This window comes from Ectobacillus antri (assembly GCF_003852715.1).
Lineage (GTDB): Bacteria > Bacillota > Bacilli > Bacillales > Bacillaceae_G > Ectobacillus > Ectobacillus antri.
Genome location: NZ_RIAV01000014.1, coordinates 64,424 through 77,831 on the forward strand (window position 1 = coordinate 64,424; position 13,408 = coordinate 77,831).

6 protein-coding genes and 1 pseudogene are annotated in these 13,408 nt (G+C 32.4%); 6 read left to right on the plus strand and 1 reads right to left on the minus strand.

Translation table 11 applies throughout. The features are described 5' to 3' along the window. Positions 1-2: 2 nt before the first annotated feature. The 6 genes and pseudogenes from EEJ45_RS12825 to EEJ45_RS18745 all read left to right on the plus strand — a co-directional run. Positions 3-1,595, plus strand: coding sequence for a hypothetical protein (locus EEJ45_RS12825; RefSeq protein ID WP_124565207.1), 1,593 nt, complete (start codon positions 3-5; stop codon positions 1,593-1,595). Further along, positions 1,596-6,560, plus strand: a complete 4,965-nt coding sequence (locus EEJ45_RS12830) for an FtsK/SpoIIIE domain-containing protein (protein WP_124565208.1) — start codon at positions 1,596-1,598, stop codon at positions 6,558-6,560. A gap of 115 nt (positions 6,561-6,675) precedes the next feature. Beyond that, complete coding sequence (locus EEJ45_RS12835; protein WP_124565209.1) at positions 6,676-7,554, plus strand: DUF4007 family protein; 879 nt, start codon at positions 6,676-6,678, stop codon at positions 7,552-7,554. Further along, entirely contained in the window at positions 7,551-11,006 is a 3,456-nt protein-coding gene (locus EEJ45_RS12840; RefSeq protein ID WP_124565210.1) for a hypothetical protein, read from the plus strand. Before EEJ45_RS12835 ends, EEJ45_RS12840 begins: the two co-directional genes overlap by 4 nt. 3 nt (positions 11,007-11,009) lie before the next feature. After that, entirely contained in the window at positions 11,010-11,852 is an 843-nt protein-coding gene (locus EEJ45_RS12845) for a hypothetical protein (protein ID WP_380017832.1), read from the plus strand. A 210-nt stretch (positions 11,853-12,062) separates the two neighbouring features. Further along, positions 12,063-12,236, plus strand: a pseudogene (locus EEJ45_RS18745) (IS110 family RNA-guided transposase); the annotation flags it as partial. Between the two features lie 402 nt (positions 12,237-12,638). Here the strand turns inward: EEJ45_RS18745 and EEJ45_RS12855 are convergent. Beyond that, positions 12,639-13,307, minus strand: coding sequence for a DDE-type integrase/transposase/recombinase (locus EEJ45_RS12855; protein ID WP_124565212.1), 669 nt, complete (start codon positions 13,305-13,307; stop codon positions 12,639-12,641). Positions 13,308-13,408 lie beyond the last annotated feature (101 nt).

Here is a 13,408-nt window from a genome sequence, read left to right on the forward strand (position 1 = left end):
AAATGGAAACGCCTAACTCAACAGCCAATTTTTCATCTAAGTTATCATCTAAAATTTGGGGACATAGATTTATGGCTGGCCAACGTGGACCTGAATATGTCTTAGAATTTCTTAATGTATTAAGCGGAACTAGCTATAGATTTAATGAATCGAAGTATAAAAGAAACAAAGCAATTCAACTTCGCCAATTCATATTTGAAGGATCTAAGCAAGGCGCAAGTCGTGAATCAGTAATTGTTGATCCTACAAAAAAAGAAAATTTATACAGGGTTTTGGGTGGAGATTATCAAGGTGATTTAGGAAAAGAAAAAGCAGAGGTTATTCGGGAGTTTTTTCGGAATTTAGAGGTTCCTATTGTAAATCATAGTGGTAAATTAGCCGATCGCTCATGGTACGCTAAAACTTTGTATCCACTTCATGAATCGCTATTATTTTTTGAGGTACGTGTTAAAGGAACTTCGGTAGGGATTGAAAGGAACTTCTTTGCACGTGGTGGAGAACTGTATTATCTAATGATTTCATATGGTACGAAAAATAATCTCCATAGAAGAAATTTTATAGAAAATAGATTTCAGGATTTATTAACTAAAAATGTTTCTATTGAAAAAATTATTAAGACTATTAAGACGACATTAAAGGATGAAGAAACAAATGATTTTGGCTATTTACAAGCAGATGGTTCAGATCGAAACAAAGATGAACTACCAACATTGCCAGTTGAAGAACATCCATTGTTTGAAGACTTTAGTGCAGAGTTAGAACAGCTTTTAACATTAGAAGTAGATGTATATGAGATGTTTAATTTATTAACAAGCTTGGTTTGTTTTCAGTTACTTAGATATATGTACGATAGAGCCAAAAATGGTTTAAATGATGAGCCAATAATGTTTTTTGATTGCTTAGATGGACAAAACAGTCAAATACAAAAACTTTCTTCAAAGACTTTTACAAGAAATGATTTGTTAATCAAAGAGAAGTTTGAAGAATTTTTTAAAGAAGAATTCTCAAGACAGATGGAAAGCAAAGAGTATGTACAAAAAAAACTGTCTGTATGGAAAAATGATTCAAATGAATTTTTTACATATATGGGATTAAACAGATTGCATGGTAGTACAAAAGCAGCAATTAATCGAACTTTAATTAAATGTGAAAATTATGAAGACGTTATGACTAATCTGTTTAAAGCTGTAAAAGTGGTTATATCTGATCAATTAAAAAGACATCAATTGAGTATAGTTAAAGTTCTAGTAAGAGATGGTGGAATAGGTAACTATAAGACTGGATCAAAATATAGGTACGTGCTATCTGATAACTTACTAAAAAATTTGGTCTTTGTGAACGTTAAACCTGGAGAAGCTATGGAATTTAGTAGTTTCTTAGATGTTTTGTTAACAAGGTATGGGATTGTTATTGGAGAGAAGCAAGCAAAGGAAAGTAAATTGTACGAGACATCTAGTTTAAATATATCTTATTTCCAAAAAAATGAGTTAGCGTTGCGTGAAAAATTAAGAAGTAACGGATTACTTGTTGAATACTCAGATGCGACAGCTATGATTAGAAACCCATATGAGGTGAAGGAAGGAGTCTTGTTGTAAATGGATCAAAATCAGTTACTATCTTCCTGGATAAATGAAATTATTCATAGATATTTTAAAAGTGAAAATGCTAATCATACAGAAAAATTGTTTATAAAAATAAGTGGATTCGATGAAAATAGTTTCCAAAGTATTTTAAATATCATGCGGGAGAATATATCTTCATATGAACAGTTTTATCAACCAATCATACGAACAATTACTCCTGTACAAGGTTTTAAAGAATTTGAGTGTCGGGAGCAAGAAACGAGTACTTGGCTAAGAAACAATACTCACGCAAATGAAGCTTTAGTATTAGTTATAAATGAGGTAACACCTGAGGGGCAGAGCTTAGAGAATATTTTTACAATTGACGAATCTTATCTTCTTTCTGACAAAGGAATGGATGCGCTGTTTGAGGTACTTACAAAAAGTGAGAAAGTTTTTCTAACTGAGATTGATACGCTCAAAACATTTTTAATAAAAATGTTTTATAAAATAGTTGATCCACAGTTAAAGGTTTTATTAGGATTTTTAAATAGCGTTTTAGATTCAAATGAGACAACTATTGTTACGAAAATTCAGCAGAGTCTTCCTGAATTAGGGATGTTCAGAGATAGTAGATTAGAGTTTAAACAATCAGGTATAAAAAGACTTAAACAGAATTATTATTTATCTAATTTACAGAGCGCTACCTCTGACTTAGATGTTACTAAGCTACAAGAAAAATTATATTCATATATGCAAAAGCAAGAGCAACTTGGTTATCCTGATGAGCTGTGGCATGAAGTCCAACCTGACGATTTTATAGATAAAGCCAATGCGTTTCTTAATTACCAATTAAAGGAATTTTATGAGTTGGAATTTGAAGTTGTTGAAAAGGTATTTAATTTTAAAACGACAACGAATTTAAAAACTCAGCTCGAAGACATATATGAGCAGTTTAATGGAAAAATTAGTGAAGATAAGAAAGAAGAGTTTTTAAAAGGAATAGAAGAGGTTCAAAAAGCTAGTAATCCTGAAAAGATTCAAGAATTTATAGAGGAGTTTGAAGAAATTTTAGATGAAAATAAACCAGTCTATAAAAAATTGAATCGTTTAGTTGACAAGCTTCGTAATCCTTCAGAGTATAACGAGTTGTATGAAGCTTTAACTAGCTCACTTATTCATATGCTCTCTGAATACGAAGAAGAATTAACGGATGTGTCTTTCCGATTAGAAGTAATGAATGATAGAATTCATGGAAATGTAGCTAAGATCCTGAGGTTTTATTTACAAAATATTAATCAGGTAATTCAAAGAATATCGTTTGATTCTAGCACTATTCATGAATCACCAGAGGCGGATTTAGAAGATCCAATTCAATTTGCTTTGTATATGAATGTAAATGGGAAAAAGATTTCTCAAGCGAAATTTAAGATTAATCAGTTGCATCGACTGAATTTATTGGCTGTACTATTAGAGATAGAGAAGAATGGCCTAGTTCCATATATAATGAACATCGATGAAGAAGAAGAAAAAATAATTAATATTGAGAGTAAAGTCCGTAACGATATAGATGCATATCTTTACAACAATCAATACAATATCCAGAGTCATTTTGACGGGTTAACAGACTTCTTAAATAATTACAACAAACTAATTCAACATGCAATTCGGACGGGGTTATTCTCTATTAATAGTGTAGAGCTAATTGCATTATTAGAAAGGTTTTTAGAAGTTTCTCAAGATTCATATGTTGCTACAGCAAATGTCTATAAAGCTATTAATTTAATGGGAGTAATTGATTATTTTGATAATAAACAAATTTTTAAACAACCTATTGAAAGAATAGTTACAGTAATACATCCAATTCGCTTAATAAACTATATCCAAAGGTATAAAAAGCTGCATGAAAATCTTGAAAAATGGATTGAAGAAAAAGCTGAAAAGATTAGTAGTATTGAAAAAGCAGAAGAGTATATCGCTCACCTTGTACATCAAACAAAGAAATTAGCCCCGGCATATTTTGTTTTAGATGACTCAGGTTATTATTTGCTTGAAGAGAATGAAATCTTTGGTGAAGGAAGATTTTTAATAAATACAAGTATTTCAAATGATACTACACATTTATCCGAGGAAGTTTCTAGTCAAGTTGTTAGGGTAGTAAAGAATTATATAGAAGTCTACCCGTATGCTAGAGATGGTTTTGATTTGATGTTAATGTATTGTGATAGTGTAGAAGTTGTATCTAAAGTGATAGATGCGATTTTTAAAGAAACTAAGGTAAGAAAATTAAATATAGCTGTTCATAGTCAAAATGCAGCTAAATTACATCATGATCTGAATAAATGGATTGAGCAGAAAGAGGAATATAGCAGACCAGAATCAGGGAAGAAAATTCCAAAGCTTGAGTTGAGTGTAATTTCTGGAAAATCTATCAGAGATATTCAACTGCAGGTATCTAAACGGATGTCAGATGCTGACATGGTTATGTTAGTAGATTATTTTGCTCAAAATGAGCAAGTTAAATATGAATTCCAGAATAAGAAGATAATTTTATCCGATAATTGGTTTTTTACATTCAATAAGGCTCCACTTAATATAAATGAAAATATTAAGCATATAAGTTTTACTAGCGATAATATGCCATCTTTATTATGGCAGTTTTACAAAATTCAACACACAATCTATGCAAAATCAATAGTTCCAAATGATGAGGCACATTTATTAGAAAATAAAATTACAATTAATCAGCATTATCATAGTGACCTATTAGAATTTATGCATGATCGTTTTAACTGGGTTATGATACTAGATAGATATTTAGACCGAACACTTTTGCAAAAAGCTACCCAGAAGGCTCAAATAATTCAATACAAATCGAAAACAGGTAAGAAAGGTAGTTTAAAATTAATTGTTTCTTCCTCAAGATACGTAAGAAAATTAGTGCAACATATGGAAGATGCAGATTATTATGATCGTCTTAGACGCAAACTTATGTCAATCCTTAAAACTCGGGAAATAAATAAGGATCAAATAATGCAATCTATAGAAGCTGTAAAAGAAATTAGCGGTGCTCTTGTATTGAAAGTCTTAGGTAAAGGGAAATTTTCTCATGAAATGCTAGCAACTTATTTAACTACAAGGTATAGGACTAGTGAAAAAAATGTACTTTCTATTTGGGCATTGTGTGATGAACTTCCTTGGTTTGCGAGTAATCAACGGAGACCGGATATAGTACTAACCACAATTACTGAACAAGAGGGAAAGTTAAAGGTAAAGTTTGAACTTATTGAATTAAAATTTGTAAACCATCATATTTTTGATAGGGAGCGTATAGATGCGATTAAACAGTTAAAGACGGGACTTTCTTTGTACGACAGATTATTTAATTTTGAAAATAAACATTTAGATGCTGCATATTGGAGAGATGAGCTTGTTGATTATATTATTGAAAGAGGAGCTTATCCTACTGAACATGTAGAACTAATTAAAAGATTACAACGAGAATCCCTAGACAATATAGCTGTTGAGATTGATGGTTACATTGATGTTTATTGTTATACTGATAACTTAACTCAATATAATTTTAAAACGGTTGATGAAGGAATTTTTATAGATACTTTAGAAGACCGAATAAAAAATTATATCTTTAATCGTTCATTCATCCTTCAGAAGCTAGGTGTTAATGAACTCGTAGTACCTAATTTCGATGAATTAGAAGAGAATCATATAAGTGAAGAGAAAAATCTAGATTATTATATTACTCATCTAGAACAAACAGGTGATGAACCAAAAGTTGAAGATAAACCTGAGGATGAATTGAAAATTGAAGTTAAGTCTGAAGATGAACCATTAGCAAGCTATCCTGAAAATATTGCATTTAAGGGAATAGAAATTCCCAAAGAGAGTTTTAAGGACTCTCATGATGAATTAGTTCAAGATTTAATGAGAATGTTGAAAATTGGCTTTAATCAAAACGGTATTCACATTGTTTCTGAAAAGGCGATTGTTGGCTCTAGTGTAATTCGCATTATGTTTAAATTACCTAAAGATGTATCTCAGTCTAAAGTAACAAACAAATCAAAAGATATGCAGCTATGGTTAGAATTAAATAACGAGCCAAATGTCTTTATAAATAAAGAAGGAATTAATGTAGATATAATCAGAGAGAATCCTGATACGATCTATTTTAATGAATTTATGCAATCCGTTAGAGGGCAACTTCAAGACAAAATTAAGGATAATAATCTAATTGCGCCACTAGGATTAGATCCTCTTAATCAAGTGTTATATTTGGATTTTGCATCTCCAGATTCACCGCATTTATTGACAGGAGGAACCTCTGGTAGTGGTAAGAGTGTTACTTTAAATTCAATTATTTTGGGTATGATGTGCTTATATGATTCTAGGCAATTACAATTTGTATTTATTGACCCTAAACAGGTTGAATTTTCTATATATGAAAATTGTCAGCATACCGCAAATGTAGTTACGGATATTAATGAAGCTGTGCAAACTTTGAATACATTAGTTGATGAAATGGAAAAACGCTATGCGCGGTTTAAAGAAGAGATGGTTACAAATTTAGAAGAATATAACGAAGTTGTAAATGAGAAGTTGCCTCGTATTGTTATTGTATTTGATGAATTTGCTGATTTTATGAGTCAAGAAAAAGAAATTGCAAAGCAGGTTGAAATTAATATTCTTCGATTAGGACAGAAGGCAAGAGCTGCAGGTATACATCTGATAATTTGTACTCAAAATCCAAAGGCAGATATAATTAATACAAATATAAGGAATAACTTAGGAGCACGTTTAGCTTTAAGGGCAGCTGATGCAACAGCTTCAACAATAATTTTAGATGAAATAGGGGCTGAAAAGTTAGCAGGGAAAGGTGACTTTTTAGCCAAGGTGTATGGTAGGATAGAACGTGGTAAAAGTCCATTTTTGACCGCGCATTTACGTAGATCGTTACTGAATTATTTCAAAAAAGATAATTAAACTATAAGAAGCGCATCTAGCGTTAAAACTAGATGCTTTCTTTTGCCTATTTTACATTGCTGGAGAATTATCTCCAGTAATATGAAGGCTTAAGATATAGAAAGGGAGTTTTTTTATGGGCTATGGTCAACATCAAAGCTTTTATTTGAGAGATAGATGGCTTAGTAAAGCTATACGACAACTTAAGAAAGATAATCGTTTTTTTTATGATGAAGAAGCTTTCGAAAAAATGGGATTAGGGAAAAATATGGTCAAATCCCTTAGGTATTGGGCTATTGCAACTGGTGTAGTAGAAGAAACCTTTAATGAAGAGAGAAAGAAGGTGCATCTAATTACTAGCTTCGGAAATCTAATTTTTGAATATGATAGGTTCATTAGGTTTCAAGATACAGCAGCTATAATTCACTATCATATGTGTAGTAAAAGAGAACCTAGTACAGCTTGGTTTTGGTTTTTTAATATAATGAATGAGACAATAGCAACCAAAGAAGCTATCATGGAGAAATTCTCAGAATGGGTAGAAGAAAACGAAAAGAAAGTTATTTCTATGAGTTCATTAAAAAGAGATATTGAATGCTTGATTAAACTTTATACTTCTGGTCAAGGGATTGAAGATCCAGAAGAAGTTATTCAAAGCCCATTAAATAAACTTTCAATATTAGAAGAGCGTAAAGGTATTGTATATAAAAAAGCATTAGCATCTAATAATATTGGAAAAACAGCGTTACTATATATTCTATTGGATCATAAACAGAAGAATGAAATTGATACAGTTTCAGTAGATGAATTAGTATCTGAAAAAGGATTATGGGGCAAAGTTTTTAATATGAGCCGTGCTAATATCGTAAATGCGTTAAATGAACTAGTGACGCATCAAAAGTACCCAATTCGTTTTGTGCGTACTAATAATCTAGATTTAATTCGTATCCCAGAAGTAAACTCGCTAGACTTTTTAAGGGAAGAATACACTAGAAAGGTTGAAGTACTAGCATGATTACAAAAGAGAAGAGTTTTAAAACAAGTGTAAATATAAAGTTTGATTTAGGAAAGGAAGAATTTGTTAACCGTTATTTACCTACGCCTTCTCATGCGGATTCATTACTCGGGCTTTTAAAGGGTTTTACTTATCCAGAACAAAATTATGGTAGGTCTCATATTATTATGGGGCCCTATGGGACAGGAAAATCTCTAATTGCCACTATAGTAGGTAATTTAATCTCTAAAAATTTAGATAAATTTACTTTGCAAACCCTTGTGAATAAATTCCATAAAGTTCATGAGGATATTTATGAAGTATTACAACAAGTTAACAAGCTTGAAAGGAAATATTTACCTGTGGTATTAAATGGGAATGAGGGAAGATTTCGTCAAGCACTGCTTACTTCTATTATTCGAACTTTAAATGAAAACAACATTGAGATTATTTTACCCGGCCAATACGGAACAATCCTTGAAACAGTTGGTTTATGGGAAGAAAAGTATAAAGATACCTTTCGAAAGTTTAAAAGGCTTCTAAAGGATGAGACTGGTAAAGATATTGAAACTTGGCGAATTGAAATTTTAAACCAAGAAAAAACAGCAGTAGATTGGTTTATTTCCTCATATCCGCAATTGACATCTGGTGCTCGTTTTGTTGCAGAATATAATGAGGGTTTCATTGAACAAATCAAGCAGGTTTTAGATCAATTGAAAAGTAAAAATTTAGGTTTGTTTATTGCGTATGATGAATTTGGTCGTTTTTTGCAAACATTGGAATCACATGAAATTCATGAAACAATGCAAGACCTTCAAGATTTATCTGAGTTAACAGATCATTACGGTACAAACCTTCATTTATTATTGATTACACATCGAAATTTACGTCAATACTTTGGCTTTTTACACGAAGACTTTAAAAATGAATTCCAACGGATTGAGAAACGTTTTAAGGTTTATAATGTTGAAAGTGACAAAGCTACCTTTATTAGATTAGCTGATAATATCATTCAGGATTTGCGTGGAGAAAATAAACCAGACGAAGATCTTGAGAAAAAGCAGATTGAATATTTAAGAAAGTATCCTTTGTTTCCTGAGTTAAATCAGCAGGAGATTGAAAAAATAATAGTAAATAGTATTTATCCAGTTCATCCAGTGACTTTGTATTTACTGCCTTTTTTATCAAGTAGATTTGGTCAGAATGAAAGAACCTTATTTACTTTTTTAGAAAGTGACGAAACTGGTGGATTACGTAACCATATGAAAAAATTTGCTGATTTTTATTTAGCATCTGATTTATTTACTTATTTTTTCCCAAATATTTATGATATAGACACAACAGAAGAGGAGTTCGAAGCGTTACGAATTTACAAAAGCTTAATTAATAAACAGGAACAGTTAATAGTGGATTCCAGGAAACTAAAGCTTGTTCAATTCATCAGTTTGTGGCAACTTGTCGGACTTCAATCAAGAGTTAAGCTAGATACAGAATTTCTATGCTTTGCGATGAATTGGAATGAAAATGAATTAATAGAAGTCTTAAAAGAGCTATCTTTATCTAAAGTTATTAGATATGTTCATAAATTTGGTTATTGGGAATTGATGGAATGTAGTTCGGTGAGCATTGAAGAAATCATTCAGGAGAAGATTGCTTATACTGCAAACTCTAGGCAAAAACGATTAGCTGTTTTAGATAAATGTTTATCAAAACGTTATTATTTTGCAAATGAGTATAACGATCAAAAAAGTATAACTCGATATGCACAGGTAAAGTTTATCTATGGAAAAGATATTTTGCATGAATCAGTAGATTTTGAACAAATGTTATCTGAAAGTGCGTCGGATGCTATCATATTCTATATTTTATTAGAAGATCAAGTAGAATTCGATGAAGTGGTTCATAAAGTACAAGGTATTAAAAATGAATTGTTATTATTTTGTATTGTGAAACTGCCTTTTAGTGTGATTGAAGAACAAGTTATCGAATACTCAGCAATTGAAATGTTACTGTCAGATGCAGAGTTGTTACAAAGCGATAAGAACCTAAAGAAAGAACTTATTTTACGAAAAGAGGATTTGCATTTTGTAATTCAGGAGTTTTTATCAAAATTTACTTCTTACACTTCCGAAGTTAAATGGATAATGCGTGGTAAATTAACTGATATAAGAAGTGAAATAATGCTTGAAAATATTATTAGTAAACAAATGGAAGAGATATTTCCTTATACTCCTGAAGTTCGTAATGATTCTTTTAATAGGAGAATTATTAATAATGTTCAGCGTAAAGCCGGGTACGTAGTATTAGATCATGTCATTAATAATCTTGGAGAAGATAAGTTAGGTATTACAGGACAAGGACCAGATTATTTAATATACGCAACAATATTTAAGAATAATAATCTTGATGTTACAAATTTAAATGATATAGAATCTACTGATTTGAAACAATTGCGTGAGGCACTTTTAAGTCATTTAACTAAAAATTCAACGGGTAATTTGCAACAATTCGTTGATATCATGAAACGTTCTCCTTTTGGGATTAGAGAGCCGTTGTTACCAATCTATTTTGTAACACTACTTCGAGACAAGTGGGATCAGATAATGATCTATCGTAATGAGCTATTTATAGCAGGTATAAATGGCGAAAAGCTTTATAAAATTTTTGAGGAAGCAAAAGAATACCAATATGTTTTTCATAATTTTGATGATCAATATCATGACTTTTTTACGATTTTAGAAAAATATTTTGGTGAATTTGAAAATGAATTGCTAAAAAATAAGCCACTTATTATTCGACTAAACAGCGCTCTTTTAACTTGGCTAAGAGGACTTCCTCGATTTGTTCAAATCACTGACACTTTAAATGACGAAGATATTTGGCTTCGTGATGTAATTCGAAGAAGTGAAATAAATCCTCAAGAGGTGTTGAATAAACTCTTCAAGGTATATGGAGATAACTTTGAACAACTGTTATCGCAAAAAGAAAATTTAGAAACATATTTTAGTGTATTTAAAAAGAAACTGCAAAATGAAGTTATGAAAATTACAAATGTTAGTTCATTTAATGAGCTAACTGCTTGGGCACAGCAACAACAATCACATATACAAAAACAAAATAACTTTGTTAAGAGTATTCTCAAGACTAACGATTCAACTTTTTGGATAGAAGAGTTGGCAAGGTATTTTATTGGAATTGAATTAGAAAATTGGTCTGATACCACGTGTCAGCTTTTTAAAAATCAACTAAAAGCTGATTATGATAAAATTTATCTTTTAGATGAAGAAGCAAAAGATTTTATTCAATTGAATTTTAATGGTAAAGTTAAAACAGTGAGTAAGGTTCCACTCTCAACAAAATCAAATGTCATTTATCAGAACGTTGAGAGAATGCTAAAGAATGCAGGTCGGAATGTCACAAAAGATGAAATAGAATACTTAATAGTTAAATTAGTAGAGGAGTTTATAGAATAGGTGATGAGTACTGTGAATAGAAAACCGGTTCATGTAGCTATGTTTAGTGGTGGGGCAGCAAGCGCGTATGTTGCTTATCAAATGGTACAAGCTCATGGTAAAGAAAATTGTATTTTATTTTTTACTAATACACTTTGGGAAGACGAAGACAATTATCGATTTATGAATGAGGTTTCAGAATATATAGGTTTGGAAATAACTGAACGTATAGATGGAAGAACACCGGAAGAGGTATTTTATGATTATCGTTTTCTCGGTAATTCTAGAATGGCTAAGTGCTCAGAAGAATTAAAGGTGTATCAAACAATTATATTTTTAGAAGAGTTACGAGATGTTTATAACCTTGAGCCAATTTTGTATTTTGGAATCGGTCCACATGAAACGCATCGTTCTGATAACTTAAGGGAATTTTACAAGCATCGTCCTATTGAGCCTATTGAAACAAGATTTCCAATGATTGATACATTCAGGGCCGATATTGATGTTAAAGCAATTATTGAGAATGAATGGGGAATTAAACTTCCACGCATGTATTCCATAGCAAAGGATCTAAGACCTGAACTAGGAGTCAAAGGATTTTCTCATGCAAATTGCGGTGGAAGATGTGTAAGAGGTGGATTTCAACATTATGCATTACTCTATTCTGTATGGCCACATGTTTATGCTGAACAAGAAGAAATGGAAGAGAACTTTAGAAAGCATTTTGAAAAAAATGTCTCTATCCTCAAAAAAGATGGTGGACCCTATACTTTACGTGAATATCGTAAAGTATTAGAGACTGAAGGTGTTGAAAAATTCCTTCAAAAACCTGACGATACCGTACCTTGTGTATGTTCTTTTTCATGAATTAGCTTTTCAAATGATAAAGTAGTAAACCCGTATTCAAACAACGTATATAAAAGAGAAGCACCTCCTAGTATGATGAAACCATCGCTATAAGGAGCATTCCTGTTAGAAGTTCTTTCGGGGACTTGAACAAAAAGAGCCCTCTCGTTATGATGCGGGGGGCAAATCCCGACGAATTGACCCCTAACTTAGAACCAAGGAGGACTCCCTATAGATTTTATTCAAAATTTAAAGATCAATCAAGTCACCGAGGCTACTCTCGTGATTGGGATGGACATTGCCAAACGAACGCATTATGCCAGTCTGACAGATGTGCGAGGTCGTTTGCTTCAAAAGGCGTTTCCTGTCTCGCAGTCGAGAGAAGGTTTTGAGGCTTTCTATCAACGTGAGAGTGTCGCAAAACTCATCTTCATGCAGAAAATATGTATAAAAAAGTCCGCTTCCTAACACCCTATGATAGACACCAATCCAACATAGAAAGGAAGACGTACTATCATTATGGTGACCCAAAATGCTTATACACATACGCATGTTTTACAAACTTTCTTTCATTACATTGACAGCCTTAATCTCACAGAAACCGTTCGGAACACAGGACGGCCTTCTCTGTGCCGGAAAGCATTCTTGAAAAGCTTCTTTCTCAAAACCGATGTTTGTCAAGATAGTTGTCGCATATCCCTTGCTTTATAGCGGAAAGCATTTCCCTGTTGTTCCCTACATACAAAATAGAATCCATTGTATTTTGTATGTAAGGAACAACGAATATTTGAGGTTATGTGCCAACAACTATGTGATTTGCGTTTCTTCTTTCTTTTCTTTCATTGGATTTAAAGCTACTGATTGATGGGGACTCCAGTCCCTTGTTGACCTTGACCATCTCTCTGGATGTTTTTGTCTCGCTTGTTCATATACTTCTTTCCGCTTTTCAAGTATCTCAATATGCATACCGTTATGGCATTGTTCTGGTGTCACAAAATTAATTCCGCTGTGTAAATGTACGCAGTTATACCAGTTTACGAATTTCATGCCCCATTCTCTTGCTGAAATCAGTGTCTGAAAGCCTTTATACGGATACTCCGGCCGATATTTTAATGTGCGGAACATCGCTTCCGAATATGGATTATCATTACTTACACGTGGTCTTGAATAGGAGCTTTGTATCCCTAACTTTTCGAGTAATACTTGAAAAGTTGCGGCTTTCATTGGGCTGCCATTATCAGCGTGCAGCACGAGCGGTTTCCCTTGTATGTTCTCGCTAATTACAGCTCTCTTCATCAATTCTTCTGCATATTTTGCCTCTTCTGTCTCCCAAATCTCCCAGCCGACTATCTTTCTACTAAAAATATCAATAATCAAATAGAGACGGTAAAATATGCCTTTCACCGGCCCTTTGAGCCACGTAATATCCCATGTCCATACCTGATTCGGTGCGGTAGCCAGTAAGCCCGTATTCAAACGACGCCTATAAAAATATCTGCACCTCCTGTACTATAAACGTATCAATATAAGGAGGTGCTTTTTCTATGCCGCAACAAAAATTAAAGATCGTCCCCGTT

Coding starts and splice junctions, on each gene's coding strand:
- EEJ45_RS12825 (WP_124565207.1), top strand. CDS start 3: ATGGAAACGCCTAACTCAACAGCCAATTTTTCATCTAAGTTATCATCT.
- EEJ45_RS12830 (WP_124565208.1), top strand. CDS start 1,596: ATGGATCAAAATCAGTTACTATCTTCCTGGATAAATGAAATTATTCAT.
- EEJ45_RS12835 (WP_124565209.1), top strand. CDS start 6,676: ATGGGCTATGGTCAACATCAAAGCTTTTATTTGAGAGATAGATGGCTT.
- EEJ45_RS12840 (WP_124565210.1), top strand. CDS start 7,551: ATGATTACAAAAGAGAAGAGTTTTAAAACAAGTGTAAATATAAAGTTT.
- EEJ45_RS12845 (WP_380017832.1), top strand. CDS start 11,010: ATGAGTACTGTGAATAGAAAACCGGTTCATGTAGCTATGTTTAGTGGT.